Below are 26,484 nucleotides of genomic sequence, written 5' to 3'. Positions count from 1 at the left end.
TGCACCAGGAGGCAACCGGCGATGTCGGTCCAGCAGACAGACGCCGCTCAGCGCGGCGAGCAGATCCTCGCCGTCTTCGAGACCGCGTTCGGCAGGCTCCTCGCCGCCGACCCTGCCGCCTTCCGGGTGAAGTTCCGCAAGATGGCGGCGTCCGCGTTCGCCTTCTACCGGGGCACGGCCTGCCTGTTCTACGCCGACCTGGAGCGCGAGCAGCACGGCGGCCCGTACCTGGACGAGCGGACCGGGCGGGTGTGGATCCACGGCGATCTGCACGCCGAGAACTTCGGCACGTACATGGACTCCCAGGGCCGGTTGATCTTCAACGTCAACGACTTCGACGAGGCGTACGTCGGCCCCTTCACCTGGGACCTCAAGCGCTTCGCGGCCTCCGTCGCGCTCATCGGCTACACCAAGGCGCTGGGCGACGAGCAGATCACCGAGCTGGTACGGACGTACGCCGCCGCCTACCGCGAGCGCATCCACGCCCTGGCCACCGGTGCCAAGAACGACGAGGTGCCCCCCTTCACCCTGGACACGGCCGAGGGCCCGCTGCTCGGCGCGCTGCGTTCGGCCCGTTCGCTGACCCGCTTCGGGCTGCTCGACTCGATGACCGAGATCCGCGACTTCGAACGCCGCTTCTCTTCGGACGGCGGCTCCATCGACCTCGACGCCGCCACCCGCTACAAGGTCCTCGCGGCCTTCGACGGCTATCTGGAGACGCTGCCCGAGGCGAGCCTGACCCGCCCCGACTCCTACCGCGTGAAGGACGTGGTCGGGCGGCGCGGCATCGGCATCGGCTCCGCCGGACTGCCGTCGTACAACATCCTGCTCGAAGGCAACAGCGACGCCCTGGAGAACGACGTCGTGATCTACATGAAGCAGGCGCAGACCCCGGCGGTCTCCCGGCACATCACCGACGGCGCCGTCCGTGACTACTTCCAGCACGAGGGTCACCGCACGGTGATCTCGCAGCGCGCCCTCCAGGCGCACGCGGACCCGTGGCTGGGCTGGACCGAGCTGGACGGGACGGGGCAGCTCGTGGCGGAAGTCTCGCCGTACGCCGTGGACCTGGACTGGTCGGACATCGACGACCTGGACGAGATCGCGGCCGTCGTCGCCGATCTCGGCCGGGCGACGGCCACAATGCACTCGGCGGCGGACGACGAGAGCGGCCACTCGCTGGTGCCGTTCTCCACGGAGCGGGCGATCGACGCGGCGATCGCGGCCGACGAGGACAGCTTCGGCGACCTGCTGGTGGACTTCGCGCACTCCTACGGGGCGCGGGCGCGGGCCGACCACCAGATTTTCGTGGACCTGTTCAGGAATGGCCGGATCCCCGGCCTCTGAGCGGCCGGCCCGCCACGGCTTTAGGGCTCTCTTACCGGAAGCCGTGGCAAACTCACGTTCTATGGACGTATCGGGGACGCAGCTGAGGGTGGTACGTGCGGCGCTGTTCACCGCGCTCGTCGTCACGCTCTCCGCCGCGTCCCACGTGCTGCTCTCCCGCGTCCCGCTGCCGCTGACCGTGGTGGCCGGGACAGCGGCCGTCGTGTTCGCCGTCGCGTACGCGCTGGCCGGGCGGGAACGCGGCTTCGGCGCGATCGCCGGTCTGCTCATACCGCTGGAGCTGGCCGCCGACACCGTCTTCACCACCGGCCAGCACCTGTGTTACGGGGCTGCGGGCGGCCCGGTGGCGGGCTCTCTGCGCTCGGTCGGCTTTGACGTACTGTGCGGCGACAACGGCGCCGACAGCGCACTCGGCGCTCCGCTCGTACGGGTGACGGAGCCCCAGGAGAGCGTCGCCGCCCTCCTCAGCTCCCCCGATCCCGCCCTCCCCTGGATGCTCCTCGCCGCCCACGTCTCAGTGGGCCTGCTCGCGGCCGCCTGGCTGCGGCGCGGTGAGGCGGCGCTCGCCGGTCTGGTGCGGACCGTGGCCGCGTCCGCCTTCCGGCCGCTGCTGATCGCGGTCGCCGTCACGGGCGGGGCCCAGCGGCCCGTACGCCGCGCGGTGCGGCCCGCTTGCCGGGCCCGTACCGCCTCTCCCGGCCGTCTTTTCGTGCACTCCGTAGGACGCAGAGGTCCGCCGCGCCCGGCACGCGTTTTCGCCTGAGCCCGGCCCAGTACCCCCTCTTCCCGTACGGAGAACACCACCATGAGTGCACGCAACAACCAGGCCAACAAGGCAGCGGCCCGCGAGCGGCTGCGCGCCGAGCGCGAACGCCAGGCCAAGAAGGACAGGACCCGCCGCCAGGTGATCGTCGCCCTGTCGGTCGTCGCCGTCCTCGCGGTGGCCGGCGGCGTCGGATACGGCGTCATGCGGGCGAACGAGCCGTCCGCCTGGGAGGCCGCCAAGAACGCCAAGCAGGTCACCGCTCCCGCGAACACCGAGGGCAAGGACGGCACGACCGTCGTCATCGGCGAGAAGGACGCCAAGAAGACGCTGGAGCTGTACGAGGACGCGCGCTGCCCGGTCTGCGCGTCCTTCGAGCAGGCGAACGGTGAGACGATCCTGAAGGATGTCGACGCGGGCAAGTACAAGCTCAAGTTCGTCGGCGCCGCCTTCCTCGACAGGTCCATCCCCGGCGAGGGCTCGCGGAACGCGCTGAGTGCGCTGGGCGCCGCTCTCGACGTCAGCCCCGAGGCGTTCCTGGAGTACAAGGGCGCGCTGTACTCGCAGAAGAACCACCCGGCGGAGCGGGACGACAAGTTCGCCAAGGACGACTACCTGATCAAGGTGGCCGACGAGGTGGACGCCCTCAAGGGCAACAAGCAGTTCCAGCGGAACGTGCAGGACGGCACCTTCGACGCCTGGGCGCTGAAGATGTCGGACGCCTTCGACAACGGCGACGTGAAGGGCACCCCGGCGCTCAAGATGGACGGCAAGACGCTCACCGGATCGGACGGCGAGAACCCGCCCATGACGCCGGAGGAGTTCAAGGCCGCGATCGAAAAGGCCCTCAAGAGCTGACGGGCGCACGGCACTTCACCTGAGGGTGGGCGAACGTTCGCGCGTTTGCCCGCCCTTGAGCCGTACTGATCAGTAATGTACGGCCGTGACCAGTCGATTCGTTTTATCTCCCAGCCGCCGTACGGCTCTCAAAGCCGCTGCCGTGACCGCTGTTTCCGTCCCTGTCATCGCCGGTACGAGTGCCGGCGCCGCCGCTGCCACCGCCGCCGCGCAGGGACCCGAGTTCCTCCATGGAGTCGCCTCCGGCGACCCGCTGCCCGACGGTGTCCTGCTGTGGACCCGGATAACCCCCGCCCCCGAGGCCGTGCCGGGCTCCGGCAAGGGGCCCGATGTGACGGTGAACTGGGAGGTCGCCGAGGACAGGGGATTCTCGACGACCGTCGCCCGCGGTACGACGACCGCCACGGCCGCGACCGACCACACCGTCAAGGTCGACGTAAGGGGCCTCCGCCAGGCGACTGCCTATTACTTCCGCTTCACCGCCGGCGACGCCGTGTCGCCCACCGCCCGCACCCGCACCGCCCCCGCCGCCGACGCCGCCGCGCCCGGCGTGCGGTTCGGCGTGGTCTCCTGCGCCAACTGGGAGTCCGGCTACTTCTCGGCGTACCGGCATCTCGCCGCCCGCACCGACCTGGACGCGGTCCTGCACCTCGGCGACTACCTCTACGAGTACGCGACCGGTGGCTACCCCAAGCCTCCGTACGTCGTACGGCAGCACGAGCCGGCCCACGAGATCCTCACGCTCGCCGACTACCGCACCCGCCACGGCAAGTACAAGACGGACGCCGACCTCCAGGCCCTGCACGCCACGCACCCGGTCATCGCCATCTGGGACGACCACGAGATGGCCAACGACGCCTGGTCCGGCGGCGCGCAGAACCACACGCCGGGAGCGGAGGGCGAGTGGTCCGCGCGCGTGGCCGCCGCGAAGCAGGCGTACTTCGAGTGGATGCCGGTGCGCGCGTCCACCGAGGGCACCGTCTACCGCCGGCTGCGCTTCGGCAGGCTGGCCGATCTGCACCTGCTCGACCTCAGATCGTTCCGCTCGCAGCAGGCGACGATCGGCAGCGGCTCGGTGGACGACCCGGAGCGTACGCTCACGGGCCGCGCCCAGCTGGACTGGCTGAAGTCGGGGCTCGCCTCCTCCGACGCCATCTGGAAGCTCGTGGGTACGTCGGTGATGATCTCGCCGGTGGCCTTCGGCTCCGTACCGGCCCATCTGCTGAAGCCGCTGGCCAAGTTGATGGGGCTGCCCAAGGAAGGGCTCGCGGTCAACGTGGACCAGTGGGACGGTTACACCGACGACCGCAAGGAGCTGATCACCCACCTCAGGGACCGGGCGGTCAGGAACACGGTCTTCCTGACCGGTGACATCCACATGGCATGGGCCAACGACGTGCCGGTCAAGGCATCGACGTATCCGATGTCGCCGTCGGCGGCAACCGAGTTCGTGGTCACGTCGGTGTCCTCGGACAACCTCGACGACATCCTGCACGTCGCGCCCCAGACCGTCTCGCTGGTCGCGTCGACGGCCGTCAGGGCCGCCAACCGCCATGTGAAGTGGCTCGACATGGACTCGCACGGCTACGGCGTCCTCGACGTCACGGCCGAGCGCTCGCAGATGGACTACTACGTCATCTCCGACAAGACGCGGCAGGACGCGACCGCGCGGTGGGCCCGCTCGTACCGCACCCTCAGCGGAACGCAGAAGGTCGAGCGGGTGAACCAACCGGTCCGCTGACGGCGATTTTCAGCCACCACGCCGCCCGTTACGGGCAGATCACGCCAGGAGGCGGGTGGTGTAAATCCGCCATCCGAATGCGGACACACCACCCGCCCAGGTAGCCCCAGGCCTTACCTGCGCATCTCAAAGTCCGGACCAGGCTGAAACTTTTCGCCCCGATGCCCCAATTGATCTGAGGATTGATTGGGCCTGATCGCTTCTAATCAAGATCTGACATGCACACATAACCTCCGGTCAGCGGCGAGGAACAACCCACCCTCGCCCACCCCCGCGAGGAGTCAACGTGCGTGCTCTTGCTCGTATATCCCCCCTTCTGCGCAAGCGGTTCATCGGTACGGCGGTGATGGCCGGAACCCTGGCCCTGTCCACCCTGTCCGCACCCGCCGGCACCGCCGTCGCCAAGGCACCGGCCGAGAAGTGCGTCGAGGAGGCCCACACGAGCGCCGCCCGCGAGGCGCGTCCGTCGGGCGACCAGCACGCCCATGAGCCCAACGAGGTGACCGCCGCCAAGGCCAAGGCCATGGACGCGGACCTGCGCGAGAGACTCGACAAGCTGCGTACGTCGGGCGGCGCCGCCAGGGACTTCTCGGCCACCGCCGTGACGAACATCCCGGTGTACTTCCACGTCGTGCACAGCGGCACCACCGGCAAGCTGACGACGACCGATATCAACAACCAGATGGCGGTCCTCAACTCGGCCTTCGGCGGCCAGGGCACCGGCAACGTCAACTCCAACTTCCAGTTCGCGCTGGCCGGTACGGACTACACGGACAACGCCTCCTGGTACAACCTGGCGTCCGGTTCGACCGCCGAGAAGGAGATGAAGGCCGCACTGCGACAGGGCGACGCGGGCGCGCTCAACTTCTACACCGCCAACCTCAGCGGCGGCCTGCTCGGCTGGGCGACCTTCCCGAGCTCGTACAAGTCCAACCCGACGATGGACGGCGTCGTCGTCCTCGACACCTCGCTCCCGGGCGGCAGCGCCGCGAACTACAACGAGGGCGACACCGCCACCCACGAGGTCGGCCACTGGCTGGGGCTCTACCACACCTTCCAGGGCGGCTGTAACGGCAACGGCGACTACGTCAGCGACACCCCCGCCGAGAAGAGCGCCGCGTACCAGTGCCCGACCGGCCGTGACTCCTGCGCCAGCAAGACCGGCGTCGACCCCGTCCACAACTTCATGGACTACACGTACGACAACTGCATGTACCAGTTCACCGCAGGCCAGACCGCGCGGATGACGGACAACTGGACCGCCTACCGCGCCGGCTGACACTGACGCGGCCCGGACGGTCCCTCTGCCCTGACGCCATGAACGGGCGGCACAGGACCTGCCTGTGCCGCCCTCCCGGCCGTCAGAGCGTCGCCAGGAACCCGGCCGCGACCTTCCACGTCTGCGCGGCCGCGTCGGCGTCGTAGTCCGGCAGATCCGGGTCGGTGTAGAGGTGCCCCGCCCCCGGATAGCGATAAATCTCCACGTCCGCGCCGATCCGCCGCATCCGCAGGTACCAGGCGTTCAGCCAGTCGTCGGACTCGAAGGGATCCGGCTGGGCGACATGCAGCTGCACGGGCAGATCGTGCACCGCCGCGTCGTCCGCGATGTCCGACGTCCCGTGCAGAAGCAGCAGGCCACGGGCCTTCTCGTCACCGAGCGCCAGGTTCTGCGCGACGGACCCGCCGAAGGAGAAACCGGCGTACACCAGACCGTTCTCGGAGTGCGGGGCGGCGGCGAGAACGGCGCGGCGCAGGAGCTCGTCCCGGCCGATACCGTCCTTGATCGCCATCCCCTGCTCCATGGTTTCAGCGGTTTGCCCGTCGAAGAGGTCGGGCACGTGCACCTGGTGCCCGGCGGCACGCAGCCGCTCTGCTGCGGCGTGCACCGCCGGGCGCAGACCGTAGACGGAGTGGAAAAGCATGATGTCCATCCCGCCATCCTCCCATTGAGCGTCGGAGTCATGGAGAACGTACTGCGCCCGTTGATCGTCATCGGTGGCTCGGTCGTGCTCACGCTGGTCGCCGGCTGGGCCGCCGACCTTCTGCTGCGCCGCACCGATGCCCGCCACCACGAAACCCCCCTGTGGGGCCTGCTGCGCCGCTGCCGCGTGTCGCTCCAGGTCCTGATCCTCGCCGCCGTCCTGAGGGGGGCGTACGAGAAAACCCGCCTGGGGATCGTCCAGGACCACAAGGCCGGTATCGGCCAGTTGCTCTCCCTGGTGCTGATCGGCGCCGGTGCCTGGCTGGTGATACGGATCGCCTCCGCCGTCGTGGAGTCGTCGTACGCCCGCTACGCGTCCACGACCCGCGATCCGGCGCGGGTACGGCGCGTCCGTACCCAGGTCACACTGATCATGCGGATCGTCACCGCGGTCGTGGCGGTGGTGGCGGCCGGCGCGATGCTGATGACCTTCCCCGGCATGAAGACGATCGGTACGTCGATGCTCGCCTCGGCCGGAATCATCGGCATCGTCGCCGGTGTCGCGGCCCAGTCGACGCTCGGCAACCTCTTCGCCGGCTTCCAGATAGCTTTCGGCGACATGGTCCGCATAGGGGACACGGTGGTCGTGGACGGCGAGTGGGGCGTGGTGGAGGAGGTCACGCTCACATTCCTGGCCGTACGGACCTGGGACGAGCGCCGGATCACCATGCCGGTGTCGTACTTCACCAGCAAGCCGTTCGAGAACTGGTCACGCGGCGGCGCCCAGATGACCGGCACGGTCTTCCTCCACCTCGACCACACCGCGCCGGTGGACCTGATGCGGGAGAAGCTCCAGGAGATCCTGGGCACCTGCAAGGCCTGGGACGGCCGCGACTGGAGCCTGGCCGTCACCGACACGACGCCGAACACCATGGTGGTACGGGCGGTCGTCACGGCCAAGGACGCGGACGACGTGTGGACGGTCCGGTGCACCGTGCGCGAGCAGCTGATCGCCTGGCTGACCGAGAAGCACCCCTACGCGCTCCCGCGCATAGCCACCGCCCCGGCGGACCGGCCCCCCAACGGCAAGCCGCCGGTGCCCGACGAGGAGCCGCGCACGGGACGGGGGTAGGCCACTGCCACCGAAGGCGGGCCGCTACTTCAGGCTGCGCACGTCCAGGTGGTGCAGCACCCGGTCCACCACCTCGGGATCGGCGCCCGGTTCGCTCCGCGCGGAGAGGATCTCGTGGCGCGCGGCCGACATCATCTCGCGCTGGATGCGGTGCACCGACTTGCCCCGCTCGACGCGCCGCGCGAACGCCTCGCGCCGCTCCTCGTCCACGATGTCGGGGCTGATCCTGGCCCCGATGTCGAGCGCGCCGCGGTGCAGCCGGTCCAGTACGTCGTCCGGCAGGTCCTCGACCTCCTCGATCTCCTTGAGCTTGCGCTTGGCGGCTTTCGCGGCGCGCACCGCGAGGTCGTGTTCGAGCTCGCGCTCCGCCCCCGTGTCCGCACGTACGCCGAGCCTGCGCACCAGCCACGGCAGTGTGAGTCCCTGGACGAGGAGGGTGGCCATGATGACGGAGAACGCGATGAACACGATCTCGTCCCGCGCCGGGAACGGCGAGCCGTCCTCCGTCCTGAGCGGAATGGCGAGCGCCAGCGCGACCGACGCCACGCCCCGCATCCCCGACCACCACATGACGACCGTCTCGCGCCAGCTGACGGGGATGTCCTCGTCGTAGTCCCGGAGCGTGTGCAGCCGCTTGGCCAGCCAGGTCGCGGGCAGCAGCCACACCAGCCGTACGCCGACGACGACCGCGACGATCGCGGCGCCCCAGCCGAGCATCTCGCCGAGGCGGTCCTCGGCCGTACCGAAGACGTGGTGCAGCTCAAGACCGATCAGGCCGAAGGCGATGCCGGTGACCAGTGTGTCGACGATCTGCCAGAAGGTCTGTCCGGCGAGGCGGCCGAGTACGTCGTCGGCGTCGACTGCGTGCTCCGCGAGGTACAGCGCGATGACCAGCACGGCGAGCACGCCGGAGCCCTTGAACTCCTCCGCCAGCACATAGGCGACGAAGGGCGCCAGCAGCGTCAGGCTGATCTGCAGGGTCGTGTCGCCGAGGTAGCTCATCAGCTTGTCGGTGGCCCAGCCGAGTCCGAACCCGACGACGACGGCGACGAGCGCGGAAAGGAAGAGGTCCCCGACCGCGCCCGGCCAGGAGAACGTGCCGCTCACCGCCGCCGCGATCGCCACGTGGTAGAGCACGATGGCCGTCACGTCGTTGAACAGCCCCTCGCCCTCCAGGATCGACACGAGCCGCCGCGGCAGCCCCAGCGACCCGGCCACGGCGGTCGCCGCGACCGGGTCGGGCGGCGCCACGAGCGCGCCCAGCGCGATGGCCGCGGCGATGGGCAGCCCCGGAACGACGGCGCCCGCCACCGCGGCCACCGCGGCCGTCGTCACGAAGACGAGCGCCACCGCGAGCAGCAGGATGGGCCGGATGTTCGCGGTGAACTGCCGCCAGGAGGTGCGCTGCACGGCGGCGTACAGCAGGGGCGGCAGGACCAGCGGCAGGATGTACGCGGGCGGGATCTCGACGTTCGGTACGAAGGGCAGCAGCGCCAGGATGATCCCGGCGACCGTCATCAGTACCGGCGCCGGCAGCCCGAGGCGCTCCCCCAGTGGCACCGTGACGACGGCCCCCAGCAACAGCAGGAACAGCAGGGCCAATTGATCCACGGTGCACCATCCGGCGGGTTCGGAGTCTTGACGATCAAGACTCCAAGGGTGCCACTACTCCCGGATCCGCTGCCGGATCCAGACACCGGCCTCCTTCAGTACGCCCGTCCCTGCCCAGGTGCTGCCGTTGCAGGTGCCGCTCTTGAAGACGGCGCCGGAGCGGTTGTCGTCGGAGTAGTTCCAGTTGGTCCAGGAGATCTTCTTGCGCTTCATCAGGTCGAGGAAGCGCTGGGACTGGGCGAAGTCGTTGGCGCCCTCGCCGGCGTAGTTCTGCGTCCCGAACTCGGTGACGAACACGGGGAGCCGGTCGGAGGCCCGGTTGAGGGCGTCCAGGTACGCGCCCCGGTGCGAGGCGGCGTAAAGGTGGAAGGTGTACATGATGTTGGAGGAGTTCACGGGGTTACGGACCACCTCCTGTTCGTCCGCGCCTTCCGAGACGCCGAACGACGACCACGCGCGCGTGCCGACCAGAACGACGGCGTCCGGGTCCTGCGCCCTGATGACCGGGATGATCTTCTCGGCGTACGACTTGATCTTCGGCCAGCTCACCCCTGAGGGCTCGTTGGCTATCTCGTAGAGGACGCCGGGGTTGTCCTTGTACTTCTTGGCCATCGCGGTGAAGAAGGTCTTGGCGCGTGCGAGGTTGAAGTCCGGGTCGCCCGGGTCGAGCATGTGCCAGTCGATCACGGCGTACATGCCGCGCCTGTTGGCCCCGTCGACGAACTTCTGGGCGAGAGCGGTGAAGCGCTGCGGGTCGGTCTCGTAGCCGCCCTCCTGGACGTACGTCGAGACGCGCAGGACGTCGGCGCGCCAGTCGCCGGCGAGGGCGTCCAGCGATCCGCCGGTTACGCACTGGGCGTACCACTGGGTGCCGTGGGTGCTCATGCCGCGCAGCTGGACGGCCTGCCCCTGCTCGTTGCAGAGCTGGCGGCCGCAGACCTTGAGCTGCCCGTTGGCGGAGACGGGGGAGGCGGATTCGGTGGCGCCGACCGGCGACTGGAGTGCGACCAGGACTCCGAGCGCGGAGGCGAAAAGGAGGGGTTTGCGCATGGGTGGTGCTCCCTTCGGGTGGGGGTTCCGGTGCGGGAGTTCGCCTGAAAGTTAGGATTGTTTTCAGTTGGCGTCAAGAGTGTTCGGAAACTTTCCTAACCATTAGCGGGCACGCGAAATGGGGCCACAGCACTGAGCTGTGACCCCACAAGCCATCCCGAGCTGCGACTACAACACGCGCCTCATGGCCCGGTGCGCAATCCCCGCGTCCGCGAATTCGGGCCCGTACACGGCGTACCCGAGCCGCTCGTAGAAGCCGAGCGCGTGCGTCTGCGCGTGCAGGTCCACCGCGCGCAGACCGCGCTCCCTGGCCGCGTCCTCGATCGCCCGCACCAGCGCCGCCCCCACGCCGAGCCCGCGCGCCTCGCGGCTCACGGCGAGCCGGCCGAGCGCGCCGACCGTAGCGTCCCCGCCGGTCTTGCCGGCCGCCGCGGCGCCGTACAGCAGCCGTCCCGTACCCAGCGGCAGTCCCGCACGGGTCACGGCCAGGACGTGCACCGCCCCGGCGTCGTACCCGTCGTGCTCGATGTCGGCGGGCACCTCCTGCTCGACGACGAAGACCTGCTTGCGGACGGCGAAACAGGCCTCCATGTCGGCAGGCCCTTCCGCCACCCGGACGTCGTACGGAATAGGCACACGCATCGGCTCGGCAGTCACGGAACGGGCACTCACTCGCTCTCGGCGCGGATCACGTCCAGCGCCTTCTGCAGGTCCGCCGGGTACGCGCTCTCGAACTCGACCCACTGCCCGTCCGACGGGTGCTCGAAGCCCAGCCGCATCGCGTGCAGCCACTGCCGCGTCAGGCCGAGCCGCTTGCCCATCGTCGGGTCCGCGCCGTACGTCGTGTCACCGACGCAGGGGTGCCGGTGCGCGGACATGTGCACGCGGATCTGGTGCGTGCGTCCCGTCTCCAGCTTGATGTCGAGGAGCGACGCGGCCCTGAAGGCCTCGATCAGGTCGTAGTGCGTGACGGAGGGCTTGCCCTCGGCCGTCACGGCCCACTTGTAGTCGTGGTTGGGGTGGCGCCCGATCGGGGCGTCGATGGTGCCGCTCATCGGGTCCGGGTGGCCCTGGACCAGCGCGTGGTACTTCTTCACAACGACCCGGTCCCGGAACTGCGCCTTGAGCAGCGTGTACGCGCGCTCCGACTTGGCCACGACCATGAGGCCCGACGTACCGACGTCGAGGCGGTGCACGATGCCCTGGCGCTCGGAGGCGCCGGAGGTCGAGATGCGGTACCCGGCGGCGGCGAGGCCGCCGATCACGGTGGTGCCGGTCCAGCCGGGGCTGGGGTGGGCGGCGACGCCGACCGGCTTGTCTATGACGACGATGTCGTCGTCGTCGTGCACGATCTCCATGCCCTCGACGGGCTCGGCGACGATCTGTACGGGGGCTGCGGCCCGCGGCATCTCCACCTCTAGCCAGGCCCCACCGCGGACCCGCTCGGACTTCCCGACCACCGACCCGTCGACCTGAACCTTCCCGGCGGCGGCAAGCTCGGCCGCCTTCGTACGGGAGAACCCGAACATCCGGGAAATGGCGGCGTCGACGCGCTCGCCCTCAAGGCCATCGGGAACGGGCAGGGTGCGGAACTCGGGAATGGTACTCACCCGTCGAGTATGCCTTGTCAGTCCTTGTGAACGGTCCCGTCCGGGTCCAGCCCCCGGAACGACAGGATCACAATCAGAATGCCGCCGCACACGATCGCGGAGTCCGCGAGGTTGAAGACCGCGAAGTTCGCCGGAGCGATGAAGTCCACCACGGCGCCCTTGAAGACTCCGGGTGAGCGGAAGATCCGGTCGGTGAGGTTGCCGAGCGCGCCGCCGAGCAGCAGGCCGAGCGCGATGGCCCAGGGCAGGCTGTAGAGCTTGCGCGCGAGCCGAGCGATCACGACGATCACGCAGGCGGCGATGGCCGTGAAGATGACGGTGAATGCCTCACCGATGCCGAACGCGGCGCCCGCGTTCCTGATCGCCTCGAACCTCAGCAGGTCACCGATGACCGCGATCGGCTCGTGGTGCTCCAGCTTGGCCACCACGAGCATTTTGCTGCTCAGATCGAGCAGGTAGGCCACGAGAGCCACGGTGAACAGCACAGCGATCCTCCGCCTGCCCCTGCCCGCCGGCTGCTCGTCGGGGGCCGCCGCATCGGAGGACTCCTCCGGCTCGGTTCCCCCGGCCCGGGGGGTATCCGGCGTACCGATGATGCGCTCCGCCTCTGCCACGTGAGTCCCTCAACCTAGGTTCCTGACTGAGGACGAGGGTACGGCACACACGTACGGACAGCCCCGGTGACCGCTGGTGATCCCGGTGGCGGTGTCAGTAACGGCGCTCCTGCTTCTGCTTGTCCTCCACACACAGCGTGGCACGCGGGAAGGCCTGCATGCGCGCTTTGCCGATCGGCTGTCCGCAGACCTCACAGAGCCCGTACGTCCCCGCGTCCAGCCGCTCCAGGGCCCGCTCGGTCTGTTCCAGGCGCTCGCGGGCGCTGGCCGCCAGTGCCAGCTCGTACTCCCGCGAGATGTTCTTGGTCCCGGTGTCGGCCTGGTCGTCGCCCGCGCCGTCGCCGGAGTCCCGCATCAGCCCGGTCACCGCCTCCTGCGACGCGGTGATCTCGGCCCTCAGCCCGGCGACGTCCTTCTCCAGCTCGGCCCGCGCCTCGGCGACCTCCTGCGGGGTCCACGGGTCCTCGCCCGGCCGGACCGCGAGCTCGTCGGGGGCCGCCGGGGCGACCGTACCGGTCGTGGGGACCGCCGTCGCCGTGACCGGGACCGCCTTCTTGGCGGCCGTGGTCCTGTTCGCCGTCTTCTTCGCAACCACCGTCTTGGCTCCTGTCTCTTCCGCGGCCTGGGCCGCCCCCATGGCCGCAGGAGCGGCCTTCTTCGCAGCCGCCTTCTTCTCGGCAGGTGCCTTTTTGGCCGTCTTGGCCGGCGCCGCCTTCTTCGCGGCGGTCTTCTTGGCGACAGTCTTCTTCGCGACGGTCTTCTTCGCAGCGGTCTTCTTGGCGACAGTTTTCTTCGCGGTGGTCTTCTTGGCGGTGGTCTTCTTGACAGCGGCCTTCTTCGCGACGGCCTTCTTCGCGACGGCGTCGTTCTCCGCCGCGCCGGTCCCGTCTGCGCTCTGTGCGGCGGTCTTCTTAGCCACCATGGCCGCAGCCCCTTCACATATTGTGATCTTGCTCGCGCATCGTGCTGGGACGATAAGTCGACCCCAGCCCCGCGGCAACGGGGCACGCCGCCGGTTCGGCCCCGCCGCACGCCGGACACGCTGAGCCTGCATCGGTTGTGCCCAGCTCTCCGCCCGGTAATCCGCTCCGGCGGGCGCGGGCGGAGTCCGCAGGACGGCGTATGGCCATTCGGGTTATCGGCGTACGCTCCGGCGCCGCGCGAAAACCCGGCGGCCGCGCAGTCCCCCGGCCCGTACACTGGGCGCAGCGAAAGGCCTCGAAGGGGACGAGTAGCGTCGTACGCAGCCAAGAGCGATCCGGGGACGGTGTGAGCCCGGCGGCGAGCGCGGCGTGAAGCATCACCCCTGAGCCGCCGGAAGAAAGCTTTGAACCCGTGGGCTCCGCCCACGGACGCAAGGCCAGTAGAACCGGCATCGCTGCCCCAATGAGGGGGTCACGGGCGCCGCCCGGGGCCAAGGAGGGTGGTACCGCGGGAGCCCAGCGCTCTCGTCCCTCCGACGGAAGTCACAGTCCGCCGGAGGAATCGATGTCGCTGTACCGCCAGGTGCCCGCCCAGGTCGACCTTCCCGCGCTCGAGCACGCCGTGCTCGATTTCTGGCGCGAGAACAAGGTCTTCTCGAAGAGTCTCGAACAGTCCGAGGGACGCCCGGAGTGGGTGTTCTACGAGGGCCCGCCCACCGCCAACGGCATGCCGGGCGCGCACCACATCGAGGCCCGCGTCTTCAAGGACGTCTTCCCGCGCTTTCGCACCATGCGCGGCTACCACGTCGCCCGCAAGGCCGGCTGGGACTGCCACGGCCTGCCGGTCGAGCTCGCCGTCGAGAAGGAACTGGGCTTCAACGGCAAGAAGGACATCGAGGAGTACGGCATCGCGGAGTTCAACGCGAAGTGCCGCGAGTCGGTGACCCGCCACACCGACGCCTTCGCCGAGCTCACGACCCGCATGGGCTACTGGGTCGACCTCGACGACGCGTACCGGACCATGGACCCGTCGTACGTCCAGTCCGTCTGGTGGTCGCTGAAGGAGATCTTCAACAAGGACCTGCTGGTCCAGGATCACCGCGTCGCCCCCTGGTGCCCCCGCTGCGGCACCGGCCTGTCCGACCACGAGCTGGCGCAGGGTTACGAGACGGTCGTAGACCCTTCCGTCTTCGTCCGCTTCCCCCTCACCTCGGGCCCGCTCGCGGGCGAGGCGGCGCTGCTGATCTGGACGACGACCCCCTGGACCCTGGTGTCCAACACGGCGGTGGCGGCCCACCCCGACGTGACGTACGCCGTGGCGACGAACGGCGAGGAGAAGCTGGTCGTGGCCCAGCCCCTCCTCGAAAAGTCCCTCGGCGAGGGCTGGGAGGCGACGGGCCGGACCTTCACCGGCGCGGAGATGGAGCGCTGGACGTACGAGCGCCCCTTCGCCCTCGTGGAGTTCCCGGAGCCGGCCCACTTCGTGGTGAACGCCGACTACGTGACGACGGAGGACGGCACGGGTCTGGTCCACCAGGCCCCCGCCTTCGGTGAGGACGACCTCAGGACCTGCCGGGCGTACGGCCTGCCGGTCGTCAACCCGGTGCTCCCCGACGGCACCTTCGCCCCGGAACTCGCCCTCGTCGGCGGCCAGTTCTTCAAGAAGGCCGACGAGGCCCTCACCGCGGACCTGGACACGCGCGGTGTGCTCTTCCGCCACACCCCGTACGAGCACAGCTACCCGCACTGCTGGCGCTGCCACACCGCGCTCCTCTACTACGCACAGCCGTCCTGGTACATCAGGACCACCGCGGTCAAGGACGCGATGCTGCGCGAGAACGAGAAGACGAACTGGTTCCCGGAGTCGGTGAAGCAGGGCCGCTTCGGCGACTGGCTGAACAACAACATCGACTGGGCGCTGTCCCGCAACCGCTACTGGGGCACCCCGCTGCCCATCTGGCGCTGCGAGGACAACCACCTCACGTGCGTGGGTTCGCTGGCCGAGCTCTCGGACCTCACCGGCACCGACCAGTCGTCCCTGGACCCGCACCGCCCGTACATCGACGCGGTCACCTTCCCCTGCACCGGCGAGGGCTGCTCGCTGACCGCGATGCGCGTTCCCGAGGTGATCGACGCCTGGTACGACTCGGGCTCGATGCCGTTCGCGCAGTACGGCTACCCGTACGAGAACAAGGAGCTCTTCGAGCAGCGCTACCCGGCGCAGTTCATCTCGGAGGCGATCGACCAGACCCGCGGCTGGTTCTACACGCTCATGGCGGTGGGCACGCTGGTCTTCGACAAGTCGTCGTACGAGAACGTCGTCTGCCTGGGCCACATCCTCGCCGAGGACGGCCGGAAGATGTCGAAGCACCTCGGCAACATCCTCCAGCCCATCCCGCTCATGGACCAGCACGGCGCCGACGCGGTCCGCTGGTTCATGGCGGCCGGCGGCTCGCCGTGGGCGGCGCGCCGAGTAGGCCACAGCACGATCCAGGAGGTGGTGAGGAAAACCCTCCTCACGTACTGGAACACGGTCGCCTTCCAGGCCCTGTACGCCCGTACGTCGAACTGGGCCCCCAGCGCCGCGGACCCGGCTCCGGCGGACCGCCCGGTCCTGGACCGCTGGCTCCTGTCCGAGCTCCACGCCCTGACGGACCAGGTCACCCAGTCCCTGGAGTCGTACGACACCCAGCGGGCGGGCAAGCTCCTCTCCGCCTTCGTCGACGACCTCTCGAACTGGTACGTACGCCGCTCCCGCCGCCGCTTCTGGCAGGGCGACAAGGCGGCGCTGCGGACCCTGCACGACGTGGTGGAGACGGTCACCCGCCTGATGGCCCCGCTCACCCCGTTCATCACCGAGCGGGTCTGGCAGGACATGATCGTGCCCGTCACCCCCGGCGCCCCGGAGTCGGTCCACCTCTCCACCTGGCCCGAGCCCGACCTGACCGCCATCGACCCCACCCTCTCCCAGCAGATGGCGCTGGTACGCCGCCTCGTCGAGCTGGGCCGCGCGACGCGCGCGGAGTCGGGCGTCAAGACCCGCCAGCCACTGTCGCGCGCTCTGGTGGCGGCCTCGGGCTTCGAGTCCCTGACTCCGGAGCTCCAGGCCCAGATCACCGAGGAGCTGAACGTCTCCTCGCTCGCCTCCCTCTCGGAGGTGGGCGGCTCCCTGGTCGACACCACCGCCAAGGCGAACTTCCGCGCGCTGGGCAAGCGCTTCGGCAAGGGCGTCCAGGCGGTGGCCAAGGCGGTGGCGGAGGCGGACGCGGCGGCGCTCTCCCTGGCCCTGCGCGAGGGAACGGCGACGGTCGCGGTCGACGGCGAGACGGTCTCCCTCTCCCCCGACGAGGTGATCATCACCGAGACGCCGCGTGAGGGCTGGTCGGTGGCCTCCGACTCGGGCGCGACGGTCGCGCTCGACCTGGAGATCACCCCGGAGCTGCGGCGCGCGGGCCTGGCACGTGACGCGATCCGCCTGATCCAGGAGGCGCGCAAGAACAGCGGCCTGGACGTCGCGGACCGCATCGCGGTCCGCTGGTCGGCGGACTCCCCGGAGACGGCGGCGGCCCTGTCCGAGCACGCGGCCCTGATCGCGGACGAGGTCCTGGCCCTGGACTTCGCCTCGTCGGAAGCGGACGCCACGTACGGCGCCCCCTTCACGGACGAGGGGCTGTCCCTGACCTTCCGCCTCCGCAAGGCCGAGGCGTAACCTCCAGCGAACGGGCCCGGCCGACGTGAGTGTCGACCGGGCCCGTTCACGTTTCCCCGACCCGCCCCTCCCCGACCTGGGGCAAGCCCCAGACCCCGAACGCCCTACGGGCGCGTCCTCAAACGCCGGACGGGCTGGAATTGCCGCACAGCGGCAACTCTCAGCCGGCCCAGGCCGGAACCCCAGCAACCCACCCCGGCCACCTCAGCCCGTCCGGCGTTTGAGGACCGGGGTCCGGGGCGGACCCCCGGCAGCACCCCTGGCATACTCAGCCCGTCCGGCGTTTGAGGACCGGGGTCTGGGGCGGCGCCCCTCGCGCGGCGGAGCCGCACAATGTCACAGCGGGGAGGGGCGGGGTGGGGAACAAGCTCGCCGCAGGCGCCGTCCGTACGCGCGCGTACGCGAAAGGGCCGGGCCCCGGGGATAGATCCCCGGGGCCCGGCCCTCAGCCTGCCGACGGCTACGCGCTCAGCGCGCGCACCCCCGTCAGTTGTCGTCCTCGTCGATCAGGAACCCGCGCATCGGCGAAGGCGCCTGCTGCATCGGCTGCGGCGCCTGCGGCCGAACCGGAGCCATCGGCTGAGTCATCGCCGGCGACATCTGCTGCTGGCCGCCGTACGACGGACCGTTCGAGGACGGACCACCGTGGCCGCCCATCGACGGGTTGCCACCCATGGAGTGCCCCATCGCACCCGCACCGGCCGGCGCCATCGACCCGCTCATCTGCGGAGCCGGCGGCAGCGACGCGGTCGCCGGGGTCCGCGGCGGAGCCAGCGAGTCGTCCGCCTGGGTCTCCAGCTGACGCAGCTGGCTCTCCAGGTAGGACTTCAGCCGGGTCCGGTACTCGCGCTCGAAGCCGCGCAGGTCCTCGACCTTGCGCTCCAGCGTCGCGCGGGCCGACTCCAGCGAGCCCATCGCCACACGGTGCTTCTCCTGCGCGTCCCGCTCCAGCGCGTCCGCCTTCGCACGGGCGTCCCGCTCCAGACCCTCGGCGCGGCTGCGTGCCTCACCGACGATCTTGTTGGCCTCGGAACGGGCCTCGGCGATCGCCTGGTCGGCGGTCTGCTGCGCCAGCGAGAGCACACGCGCGGCGCTGTCGCCGCCGGGGCCCTGGCCGGGCTGCGGGAGCTGCGGACCGTGGCCGCCCATGGGGCCGCCCATCGGACCGCCCATGGGACCCTGGCCCATCTGGCCCTGACCCATTTGGCCCTGACCCATCTGCTGGCCCATCTGGCCCTGCATCTGACCCTGACCCATGGGACCCTGCCCCATCGGACCGGGACCGTGCTGGCCCTGGCCGTGCTGGCCCTGACCGAGCTGACCCTGGCCGTGCTGGCCCTGCTGGCCGTGACCACTGGGACCGGCGGGAAGCTGCGGGGCGCCGGGCAGCTGGGGCGGACCCATCTGCGGCGGCTGCTGCTGGACCGGCGGACCGGATATGGCGGCGGGCACAGGCGCGCCGGGACGATCCTGCTGCTCCGGCGGCTTGCGCATACCCTGCTGCTGCTGGTTCTGCGCGGCGGCACGCGTCGCGGCGGCCAGCTTCGCGCGCAGATCCTCGTTCTCGCGCAGCAGGCGCGTCAGTTCAGCTTCGACCTCGTCGAGGAAGGCATCGACCTCGTCCTCGTCATAGCCTTCTCGGAGGCGGACGGTCGTGAACTGCTTGTTCCGCACGTCCTCGGGGGTCAACGGCATCTCTTCTTCACCTCTACGTAGTCGTCGGCAGTCGGCAAGACCGTATCGCTCACAGCCTGACCACAATGCTGATCAGGATGTAAACGATGATCATCAGAACGAAGAAGGACAGGTCGAGTGCCACGCCCCCGAGACGCAGCGGCGGAATGAACCGCCGCAGAAGCTTGAGCGGTGGATCGGTGACAGTGTAAGTGGCCTCCAGAACGACCACCATCGCCTTGCCGGGTTCCCATGAGCGCGCGAACTGGAAGACGTAATCCATGACCAGCCGGAAGATCAGGACGATCAGGAAGCACATCAGCGCGATGTAGATCACCTGTAGTGCGACGCTCATCTCGCGCTTCCCTCTCCCCGTGCTCTCGTGGCTCCGGCCTCCCGGCCGGGTTTCGTTCCGTGTGTCGTGTCTCAGCTCTGGTTGAAGAAACCGCCCTCTGCGATACGGGCCTTGTCCTCCGCCGTGACATCGACGTTAGCAGGCGACAACAGGAACACCTTCTGCGTCACGCGTTCAATGCTGCCATGCAGACCGAAGACGAGTCCCGCGGCAAAGTCGACAAGTCGCTTCGCGTCCGTGTCATCCATCTCGGTCAGATTCATGATCACCGGAGTGCCCTCGCGGAAGTGTTCCCCGATGGTACGGGCCTCGTTGTAGGTCCGCGGGTGCAGCGTGGTGATGCGGTAGGGCTCCCGCTCGGACACAACCTTGGGCATGATCACCGGCGCGTTCTTCTCCAGGTTCGGACGTTCAGGTGTGATGGATGCCACGGGGGCGATACGTGCCGGTCGTCCGCTTTCTGCCGGAAGCGGAACGGAGTGGGGCACCGGCTCGCGCTGCGCGGGCGGCTGCACCACGCGGACGGGCTCTTCGTGCCGCTCCTGGTGCGGGGGCTGGTGCCGGCGGTGCTCCCGCTCGGGCTCCGGCTCGGGCTCGAAATCGTCATCGGGATCGAAACCCCGGCCGTCGTACCCATCGTCCTCCACGAGGCCGAGGTAGACCGCCATCTTGCGCATCGCGCCGGCCATTCTCTGAGTCCTCCGCTCTGTGGTGGATCGCCCTTGTTGCCAACGTTGCAGCGTCACCAAGTGCCCGCGATCCACTCGGCCCGCCCACCTATCAGTGGGAATGACCATATTTTCTGCTGTGGTCCGACTTGCTTCGCGACGTTACCCGAGCCGGGGTCGGACTCCGAGCACCGCAGTACCGACGCGTACATGTGTCGCTCCGGCGGCCACGGCCTGCTCAAGGTCCGCACTCATCCCTGCCGAGACCATGTTCGCAGCAGGATGAGCGGCGCGCAGGGTGGATGAGAATTCCATCAGCCGCTCGAACGCCGCCTGTTCACGTCCCGCGTACGGTCCGGCGAGCGGCGCGACGGTCATCAGCCCGCCGAGCCTCAGGCCCGGTGCTTCGGCCACCTTCGCGGCCAACTCCCCGATGCCGTCGGGCGCGACGCCGCCGCGCTCCCCCCGCTCGCCCGACTCCGCGTCGAGGGCGACCTGGATGAGGCAGTCGAGCTCGCGGCCGGCCCGTACCGCCGCGGTTGACAGCGCCGTGACGAGCTTGGCGCGGTCCACGGACTGCACCACATCGGCGTAACTCGCCACAGAACGGACCTTGTTGGTCTGGAGCTGTCCGACGAAATGCCAGCTGACCGGCAGGTCCGCCGACTCGGCCGCCTTGGGGGCGGCTTCCTGGTCCTTGTTCTCCGCGACGTGGCGTACGCCGAGTTCGGCGAGCAGACGCACATCGCTCGCGGGGTACGTCTTGGTGACCACGATCAGGGTCACCTCGTCACGCGCCCGCCCCGCCGCCGCGCACGCGGCGGCGATACGTTCCTCCACCCGCGCCAGATTCGCGGCGAGTTGCTGCTTACGGTCCGTCATGTCCTACCTGCCCCCGTGGCCTCAGGGGCACCGGAGGTGGCCCCTAGCCAGACATATCCGGCGAGCCGCCCCGTGGTGCGGTCGCGGCGGTACGAGAAGTGGTCGCCCGACTCCAGCGTGCACACCGGCGACTGCCACCGGTCGCGCACCCCGAGCGCTTCGAGCTGGGCGTGCACTCCGGCGCTCACATCGACGGCCGGTGTGCCCCAACTGGTCTGCGACCACGCCGCGGGCACCACCTGCGCGACCTCGTCCCGCATCCGCGCCGGGACTTCGTAGCAGCGTCCGCAGACGGCGGGCCCCGTACGCGCGGTGATACGGGAAGGATCGGCGCCCAGTGTGATCATCGCCTCGACTGCGGCGGGAACGACCCCCGCGACCATGCCGGGGCGCCCGGCGTGCGCGGCGGCCGCGACACCGGCGACGGGGTCGGCCAGCAGAACGGGTGTGCAGTCCGCGGTGAGTACGGCGAGGGCGAGCCCGCGCCGGGTGGTCACGACCGCGTCCACGGAAGGAACTTCGGCGTCGCCCCACGGTCCTTCGACCACGGCGACGTCCCGCCCGTGCACCTGGTTCATCCAGACGACCAGGTCCGGGTCGAGGCCGAGTGACCTGGCGGCCAGTTCCCGGTTCCCGCGCACGGCGGCGGGGTCGTCGCCGACCGCGCCGCCGAGGTTGAGCTCTTCGTACGGAACGGCGCTCACCCCGCCCCACCTGTCGGTGAAGGCGAAGTGCGCGCCGTCCACGTGTATCGCGTCGTGCCGCACTGTCACTTCAAGAAGTCCGGGACATCCAGCTCTTCGGCCTGGCTGTCGTACGGACGGGCCGGCGGTACGTGCGGCGGCGAGACCGGCGTGTTCGGCAGCTCGGCCACCGGCGCGGGCTCGGCCTGGACCGGGGCGGGCTCCTCGCGCTCGCGCGGCGGAACCGTACCGATGCCGCCGACGGGCCGCGAGGTCTCCGCGGGCCGGGACGGCGCGGGCTCCTCGCGCTTGGCGGCCGCACCCGAGCTGGCGCCGAGCACGTTCTCGCGGCGGGCCGGCGGCTGTCCGCCGTCGAAGCCCGCGGCGATGACGGTGACCCGTACCTCGTCGCCCAGCGCGTCGTCGATGACCGCACCGAAGATGATGTTGGCCTCGGGGTGGGCGGCCTCGCTCACGAGCTGCGCCGCTTCGTTGATCTCGAACAGACCGAGGTCCGAGCCACCCGAGATGGAGAGCAGCACGCCACGGGCGCCGTCGATGGACGCCTCCAGGAGCGGCGAGGAGATCGCCATCTCGGCGGCCGCCACCGCCCGGTCGTCGCCGCGCGCCGAACCGATGCCCATGAGCGCCGAACCGGCCTCGGACATGACCGACTTGACGTCGGCGAAGTCGAGGTTGATGAGGCCGGGGGTGGTGATGAGGTCGGTGATGCCCTGGACGCCGCTCAGCAGGACCTGGTCCGCCGACTTGAAGGCGTCCAGCACGCTGACCTGGCGGTCCGAGATGGACAGCAGCCGGTCGTTGGGGATGACGATGAGCGTGTCGACTTCTTCGCGGAGTTCGGCGATGCCGTCCTCCGCCTGGTTCGCCCGGCGCCTGCCCTCGAAGGTGAACGGGCGGGTGACCACGCCGATCGTGAGGGCGCCGAGCGAGCGCGCGATGTTGGCGACGACGGGTGCGCCACCGGTTCCGGTGCCACCGCCTTCGCCGGCGGTGACGAAGACCATGTCGGCCCCCTTGAGGACCTCCTCGATCTCCTCACGGTGGTCCTCTGCCGCCTTGCGGCCGACTGCCGGGTTGGCCCCGGCGCCGAGGCCGCGGGTCAGTTCACGTCCGACGTCGAGCTTGACGTCGGCGTCGCTCATCAACAGGGCTTGCGCGTCGGTGTTGATCGCGATGAACTCGACGCCCTTGAGACCGACCTCGATCATTCGGTTGATGGCATTGACACCACCGCCGCCGACACCGATGACCTTGATGACTGCGAGGTAGTTCTGCGGTGCTGCCACGTCGAAGGCCTCTCGCCTCGAGTTACGTGCCGCCGCGGGGTTGCAGCGCCGCGACGACTGATGCCGATTGGGACGGTCCGAACGCCGACCCGAACCCTAACGGTGAAGTTTAGGGTTACCAGTGTGTCTGTTCTTTGGACTCTCCGAACAGGACACTAAGTCGACAAGTGGCGCACGTTCAACGAACACGCCGAACCTCCCGTTTTTCTTTTCACCCTATGTGATCACCCATATCGCTGGCCAACCAGGGTGCTGGCCAGCACGTATGACCGTCAACTCCCTGACGCGGCGGGGGCGGTGGGCGCACTCACATTGAAGTGTCCGGCCGCCGGAGCTGCTTTCATGAGCGCCTCGAGCGCACGCGCCTTGGCCTCGCCCTGCTCCGCGCTCCCCCAGGTGACAGTACGGTCCCCTTCGAGCCCCAGGGTGATGGAGTCGTACGAGCCGACCTGGACGGTCCGCACGTGCGGGGCGACGGACTCGGGCAGGTCGCCCGTGACCCGTACCGCCTCACGCAGCAGCCGGTCCGCGCCGAAGCGGCGCAGGCTCGGTGAGTCGCCGGACGCCAGTTCCAGCAGCGGCACGCCCTCGGGCACCTCGGCGACCGTGGCGAACCGCACACTCTCGTCGTCCACTTCGATGAAGTTTGCGCCCTTTTTCATCAGCAGTACCGGCTTTCGCTCGGTCACGTTCAGACCGATGTCGTGCGGCCATGAGCGAACAACTTCCACCGCGTCAATTCGGGGCAATTTCCGGCGCAGCCGGTCCTCAATGGCATCCGTGTCGACTGAAATCAGTGGCGCCCCGACCGGGACGGCCGCGGCGTTCAGTACCTCATCGGACGTCAGAACCCGCGTGCCGGAGGTCTTCACCCGCTCCACGCGCAGCCAGGAAGAGCCGTAGAGCACCCAGATCGCGCCCGCCGTGAGCAGCACCGCCAGGACGAGCGCCAGGATCATGGCGCCGCGCCCCGGCAGCCGCAGCCGGCGGCCGGCTCCGGCCCGGCCGGGACGGCCGTGCGGCGGGCGGGCCGCCGACGACCCCTGCGCCTGTCGTTCACCGCGCTGGGCGGTCGTCGGTCCGGCCACTGACTGTCGCCTCCTGGCACCTGCGTCGGTGGGCCGTTCAGCCGGCCCTGCGTGCGGCGATCGCCTCGTACACCATGCCGACGAGCAGGTCGTCGGCGTCCCGGCGGCCGAACTCGGCGGCGGCGCGGGACATCTCGAACAGCCGGTGCGGGTCCGCGAGGACCGGGAGCACCTGGCTCTGCACCCACTCGGGTGTCAGCTGCGCGTCGTCGACCAGCAGGCCGCCTCCGGCGTTGACCACCGGCTGGGCGTTGAGCCGCTGCTCGCCGTTGCCGATGGGCAGCGGGACGTAGGCGGCGGGGAGCCCGACGGCGGAGAGCTCGGCGACGGTCATCGCGCCCGCGCGGCAGAGCATCATGTCGGCCGCGGCGTACGCGAGGTCCATCCGGTCCACGTACGGTACCGGGATGTACGGCGGCATACCGGGCATGTTGTCCACGCGCGGCAGTTCGTTCTTGGGGCCGACCGCGTGCAGGATCTGGATGCCGGCGCGCTGGAGCGCCGGCGCGACCTGCTGGATCACCTCGTTGAGGCGCCGCGCGCCCTGCGAGCCGCCGGACACCAGCAGCGTCGGCAGGTTCGGGTCGAGGCCGAAGGCGGCACGCGCCTCGGGGCGGACCCGGGCCCGGTCGAGGGTGGCGATGGTGCGGCGCAGCGGGATGCCGATGTAGCGGGCGCCGCGCAGCTTGCTGTCGGGGGTGGAGACCGCCACGGCGTGCGCGTAGCGCGAGCCGATCTTGTTGGCCAGGCCCGGCCTGGCGTTGGCCTCGTGGACGATGATCGGTACGCCGAGGCGCTTGGCCGCGAGGTAGCCGGGCAGGGCGACGTAGCCGCCGAAGCCGACGACGCAGTCCGCCTTCGTACGCTCCAGGATCTGCTCGGCGGCCTTGATGGTGCCGCGCAGCCGCCCGGGGACGGTGATCAGCTCCGGGGTGGGTTTACGGGGCAGCGGGACCGCGGGGATGAGCCCGAGTTCGTAGCCGCGCTCGGGTACGAGCCTGGTCTCAAGTCCGCGCTCCGTGCCGAGGGCTGTGATGCCCACGGAAGGGTCCTGCCTCCGCAGTGCGTCCGCGAGGGCAAGCGCGGGCTCGATGTGGCCGGCGGTCCCCCCACCGGCGAGTACGACATGCACCGAAATTCACCGCTCTCCGGACGGACGCTTCTTGACGCGCCGTCTCATTGTCTTCCATCTCACCCCGGCCCCTTTGCTCAGGACGGTCCTTCGCATGGCGAGGGCGGCCTTCGCAGCGGGATCCTCTCGCGCGAAGGCGATCAGCAACCCTACGGCGAACATGGTCGGCAGCAATGAGGAGCCCCCGTACGAGAACAGCGGGAGCGGGACACCGGCGATCGGCAGCAGGCCGAGCACCGCACCGATGTTGACCACGGCCTGGGCCGTGATCCAGGTGGTCACACCTCCCGCGGCATACCTCACGAAGGGGTCCTCCGTGCGTCCGGCCACGCGGATACCCGCATAGCCTAGAGCCGCGAAGAGGGCGAGTACGGACAGCGTCCCCGCCAGACCCAGTTCCTCACCGGTGATGGCGAAGATGAAGTCCGTGTGAGGCTCGGGGAGTTGCCCCCATTTCTCCACACTTGCCCCCAGTCCGGAACCGAACCATCCGCCTGAGGCGAGAGCATAGATTCCGTGCACCGCCTGCCAGCATTCACCCTTGGGGCCGAGATCGGTCGCGCCGGTGCAGGCCAGCCGTGACATCCGGTTGGCGTTGTTGCTGATCAGTACGAACCCGACCAGCGCGGCGAAGCCGAGGACACCGGCGAAGAGCCGGGTGGGCGCCCCCGCGAGCCACAGCAGACCGAAGAGGATCGCGGTGAGGAGGATCGCCGTACCCATGTCGCCGCCGAGCATGATCAGGCCGAGGAGCAGGAAGGCGACGGGCACGAGCGGCACCAGCATGTGCTTCCACTGGGTCAGCAGTCGCCTCTCCTGCTTGCGGGCGAGCAGGTCGGCCCCCCACAGCACGAGGGCCAGCTTGCCGAACTCGCTGGGCTGGAGCATGAAGGGGCCGCCGAGCGAGATCCAGTTCTGGTTGCCGCCGATGGCCACCCCTATTCCGGGGATCTGGACGAGCACCATCAGGAAGACGGTCACGGCCAGCAGCGGGTAGGACAGCGCGCGGTGCAGCTTGGCGGGCATCCGGGAGGCGGCGAACAGCAGGGCCGTTCCGATGACCGCCGCGACGAACTGCTTGCGGAAGAAGTACGAGGCGGGCAGCGACAGCTCCAGCGCCTTGATCATCGAGGCGGAGTAGACCATCACCAGGCCGAGCACGGTGATCAGCAGGGCGCTGCCCAGGATGAGGTAGTACGCCGTGAGAGGCCGGTCCCAGGTGCGGCGCGCCCGCTCGTACAGGCGGCGCGGACCGTCGCCGGGCGGTCTCGGCAGGAGCGTGCCGCGGCGGCGTACCACGGGGGCGGGACGGCGGGCGGTCCGCGTCCCGGCCGTCCCTGTGCGCCCGCGCAGCACGGTGCGACCGCGCGGGGCGATGTCGTCGGCCAACATCTCGGTGTCCCCTCCACTCCT

Annotated in this window: 23 protein-coding genes; 7 read left to right on the top strand and 16 right to left on the bottom strand. The window is 69.7% G+C overall.

The window, feature by feature from the left end; all coding sequences use genetic code 11:
- Positions 1-21 precede the first annotated feature (21 nt).
- From G412_RS0107140 to G412_RS0107120, 5 genes are all read left to right on the top strand, one after another.
- On the top strand, positions 22-1,347 hold the full coding sequence (locus G412_RS0107140) for a DUF2252 domain-containing protein (RefSeq protein ID WP_028811480.1): 1,326 nt from the start codon (positions 22-24) through the stop codon (positions 1,345-1,347).
- A 61-nt stretch (positions 1,348-1,408) separates the two neighbouring features.
- Complete coding sequence (locus G412_RS0107135; protein ID WP_028811479.1) at positions 1,409-2,110, top strand: hypothetical protein; 702 nt, start codon at positions 1,409-1,411, stop codon at positions 2,108-2,110.
- Between the two features lie 42 nt (positions 2,111-2,152).
- A complete protein-coding gene (locus G412_RS0107130) occupies positions 2,153-2,968 on the top strand; it encodes a thioredoxin domain-containing protein (protein WP_028811478.1) in 816 nt (271 codons plus the stop codon).
- A gap of 85 nt (positions 2,969-3,053) precedes the next feature.
- Positions 3,054-4,709: an alkaline phosphatase D family protein gene (locus G412_RS0107125; RefSeq protein WP_028811477.1), complete on the top strand. Its 1,656-nt coding sequence runs from the start codon at positions 3,054-3,056 to the stop codon at positions 4,707-4,709.
- Positions 4,710-5,055: 346 nt separating this feature from the next.
- Positions 5,056-5,988 carry a zinc metalloprotease gene (locus tag G412_RS0107120; protein WP_037647918.1) on the top strand — a complete coding sequence of 311 codons (933 nt, stop codon included), beginning with the start codon at positions 5,056-5,058 and terminating at the stop codon, positions 5,986-5,988.
- Positions 5,989-6,070: 82 nt separating this feature from the next.
- Here the strand turns inward: G412_RS0107120 and G412_RS0107115 are convergent, their stop codons facing one another.
- Positions 6,071-6,640 (bottom strand): dienelactone hydrolase family protein, encoded by a 570-nt coding sequence (locus G412_RS0107115; RefSeq protein ID WP_028811475.1) that lies wholly within the window; start codon positions 6,638-6,640, stop codon positions 6,071-6,073.
- Positions 6,641-6,670: 30 nt separating this feature from the next.
- Between G412_RS0107115 and G412_RS0107110 the strand changes: the two genes are divergently transcribed.
- A complete protein-coding gene (locus G412_RS0107110) occupies positions 6,671-7,762 on the top strand; it encodes a mechanosensitive ion channel family protein (RefSeq protein ID WP_028811474.1) in 1,092 nt (363 codons plus the stop codon).
- A 24-nt stretch (positions 7,763-7,786) separates the two neighbouring features.
- Here the strand turns inward: G412_RS0107110 and G412_RS0107105 are convergent, their stop codons facing one another.
- From G412_RS0107105 to G412_RS0107080, 6 genes are all read right to left on the bottom strand, one after another.
- On the bottom strand, positions 7,787-9,373 hold the full coding sequence (locus G412_RS0107105; protein ID WP_028811473.1) for a Na+/H+ antiporter: 1,587 nt from the start codon (positions 9,371-9,373) through the stop codon (positions 7,787-7,789).
- A gap of 54 nt (positions 9,374-9,427) precedes the next feature.
- Positions 9,428-10,423: a glycoside hydrolase family 5 protein gene (locus G412_RS0107100; protein WP_028811472.1), complete on the bottom strand. Its 996-nt coding sequence runs from the start codon at positions 10,421-10,423 to the stop codon at positions 9,428-9,430.
- A gap of 168 nt (positions 10,424-10,591) precedes the next feature.
- Complete coding sequence (locus tag G412_RS0107095; protein ID WP_037647915.1) at positions 10,592-11,065, bottom strand: GNAT family N-acetyltransferase; 474 nt, start codon at positions 11,063-11,065, stop codon at positions 10,592-10,594.
- A gap of 26 nt (positions 11,066-11,091) precedes the next feature.
- Complete coding sequence (locus G412_RS0107090) at positions 11,092-12,033, bottom strand: RluA family pseudouridine synthase (RefSeq protein WP_028811470.1); 942 nt, start codon at positions 12,031-12,033, stop codon at positions 11,092-11,094.
- A 17-nt stretch (positions 12,034-12,050) separates the two neighbouring features.
- The gene (lspA, locus tag G412_RS0107085) at positions 12,051-12,647 is read right to left on the bottom strand and encodes a signal peptidase II (protein ID WP_028811469.1); all 597 of its coding nucleotides are present in this window, start codon (positions 12,645-12,647) and stop codon (positions 12,051-12,053) included.
- A gap of 94 nt (positions 12,648-12,741) precedes the next feature.
- Positions 12,742-13,569, bottom strand: a complete 828-nt coding sequence (locus tag G412_RS0107080) for a TraR/DksA family transcriptional regulator (protein WP_028811468.1) — start codon at positions 13,567-13,569, stop codon at positions 12,742-12,744.
- Between the two features lie 566 nt (positions 13,570-14,135).
- Between G412_RS0107080 and ileS the strand changes: the two genes are divergently transcribed.
- Positions 14,136-17,279, top strand: coding sequence for an isoleucine--tRNA ligase (gene ileS, locus G412_RS0107075; protein ID WP_028811467.1), 3,144 nt, complete (start codon positions 14,136-14,138; stop codon positions 17,277-17,279).
- A 486-nt stretch (positions 17,280-17,765) separates the two neighbouring features.
- Here the strand turns inward: ileS and G412_RS33560 are convergent, their stop codons facing one another.
- From G412_RS33560 to ftsW, 9 genes are all read right to left on the bottom strand, one after another.
- Positions 17,766-18,974 (bottom strand): DivIVA domain-containing protein, encoded by a 1,209-nt coding sequence (locus G412_RS33560; protein WP_037647912.1) that lies wholly within the window; start codon positions 18,972-18,974, stop codon positions 17,766-17,768.
- Positions 18,975-19,023: 49 nt separating this feature from the next.
- Positions 19,024-19,308, bottom strand: a complete 285-nt coding sequence (locus G412_RS0107055) for a YggT family protein (RefSeq protein WP_028811464.1) — start codon at positions 19,306-19,308, stop codon at positions 19,024-19,026.
- Between the two features lie 71 nt (positions 19,309-19,379).
- Positions 19,380-19,997 (bottom strand): cell division protein SepF, encoded by a 618-nt coding sequence (locus G412_RS0107050; protein WP_028811463.1) that lies wholly within the window; start codon positions 19,995-19,997, stop codon positions 19,380-19,382.
- A gap of 141 nt (positions 19,998-20,138) precedes the next feature.
- Positions 20,139-20,858, bottom strand: a complete 720-nt coding sequence (locus G412_RS0107045) for a YggS family pyridoxal phosphate-dependent enzyme (RefSeq protein ID WP_028811462.1) — start codon at positions 20,856-20,858, stop codon at positions 20,139-20,141.
- Positions 20,855-21,604, bottom strand: coding sequence for a peptidoglycan editing factor PgeF (gene pgeF / locus G412_RS0107040; protein ID WP_051338191.1), 750 nt, complete (start codon positions 21,602-21,604; stop codon positions 20,855-20,857). The genes G412_RS0107045 and pgeF overlap by 4 nt, the downstream gene beginning before the upstream one ends.
- A gap of 23 nt (positions 21,605-21,627) precedes the next feature.
- On the bottom strand, positions 21,628-22,851 hold the full coding sequence (gene ftsZ, locus G412_RS0107035) for a cell division protein FtsZ (RefSeq protein WP_028811460.1): 1,224 nt from the start codon (positions 22,849-22,851) through the stop codon (positions 21,628-21,630).
- 272 nt (positions 22,852-23,123) lie between these two features.
- The gene (locus G412_RS0107030; RefSeq protein ID WP_028811459.1) at positions 23,124-23,939 is read right to left on the bottom strand and encodes a cell division protein FtsQ/DivIB; all 816 of its coding nucleotides are present in this window, start codon (positions 23,937-23,939) and stop codon (positions 23,124-23,126) included.
- Positions 23,940-23,976: 37 nt separating this feature from the next.
- Positions 23,977-25,071, bottom strand: a complete 1,095-nt coding sequence (murG, locus tag G412_RS0107025; protein ID WP_028811458.1) for an undecaprenyldiphospho-muramoylpentapeptide beta-N-acetylglucosaminyltransferase — start codon at positions 25,069-25,071, stop codon at positions 23,977-23,979.
- A gap of 6 nt (positions 25,072-25,077) precedes the next feature.
- Positions 25,078-26,463, bottom strand: coding sequence for a putative lipid II flippase FtsW (ftsW, locus tag G412_RS0107020; RefSeq protein WP_244282869.1), 1,386 nt, complete (start codon positions 26,461-26,463; stop codon positions 25,078-25,080).
- Positions 26,464-26,484 lie beyond the last annotated feature (21 nt).

The organism is Streptomyces flavidovirens DSM 40150 (assembly GCF_000429085.1).
GTDB lineage: Bacteria > Actinomycetota > Actinomycetes > Streptomycetales > Streptomycetaceae > Streptomyces > Streptomyces flavidovirens.
This window is presented reverse-complemented; position numbering and strand designations above follow the sequence as displayed.

Bases quoted from the DNA above. Each gene is read 5' to 3' on its own strand.
- ftsW (WP_244282869.1), bottom strand. From the start codon at position 26,463: ATGTTGGCCGACGACATCGCCCCGCGCGGTCGCACCGTGCTGCGCGGG.
- G412_RS0107115 (WP_028811475.1), bottom strand. From the start codon at position 6,640: ATGGACATCATGCTTTTCCACTCCGTCTACGGTCTGCGCCCGGCGGTG.
- G412_RS0107045 (WP_028811462.1), bottom strand. From the start codon at position 20,858: ATGACGGACCGTAAGCAGCAACTCGCCGCGAATCTGGCGCGGGTGGAG.
- G412_RS0107100 (WP_028811472.1), bottom strand. From the start codon at position 10,423: ATGCGCAAACCCCTCCTTTTCGCCTCCGCGCTCGGAGTCCTGGTCGCA.
- G412_RS0107140 (WP_028811480.1), top strand. From the start codon at position 22: ATGTCGGTCCAGCAGACAGACGCCGCTCAGCGCGGCGAGCAGATCCTC.
- ileS (WP_028811467.1), top strand. From the start codon at position 14,136: ATGTCGCTGTACCGCCAGGTGCCCGCCCAGGTCGACCTTCCCGCGCTC.
- G412_RS0107055 (WP_028811464.1), bottom strand. From the start codon at position 19,308: ATGAGCGTCGCACTACAGGTGATCTACATCGCGCTGATGTGCTTCCTG.
- G412_RS0107120 (WP_037647918.1), top strand. From the start codon at position 5,056: ATGGCCGGAACCCTGGCCCTGTCCACCCTGTCCGCACCCGCCGGCACC.
- G412_RS0107135 (WP_028811479.1), top strand. From the start codon at position 1,409: ATGGACGTATCGGGGACGCAGCTGAGGGTGGTACGTGCGGCGCTGTTC.
- G412_RS0107080 (WP_028811468.1), bottom strand. From the start codon at position 13,569: ATGGTGGCTAAGAAGACCGCCGCACAGAGCGCAGACGGGACCGGCGCG.
- G412_RS0107095 (WP_037647915.1), bottom strand. From the start codon at position 11,065: ATGCGTGTGCCTATTCCGTACGACGTCCGGGTGGCGGAAGGGCCTGCC.
- G412_RS0107130 (WP_028811478.1), top strand. From the start codon at position 2,153: ATGAGTGCACGCAACAACCAGGCCAACAAGGCAGCGGCCCGCGAGCGG.
- G412_RS33560 (WP_037647912.1), bottom strand. From the start codon at position 18,974: ATGCCGTTGACCCCCGAGGACGTGCGGAACAAGCAGTTCACGACCGTC.
- G412_RS0107050 (WP_028811463.1), bottom strand. From the start codon at position 19,997: ATGGCCGGCGCGATGCGCAAGATGGCGGTCTACCTCGGCCTCGTGGAG.
- G412_RS0107110 (WP_028811474.1), top strand. From the start codon at position 6,671: ATGGAGAACGTACTGCGCCCGTTGATCGTCATCGGTGGCTCGGTCGTG.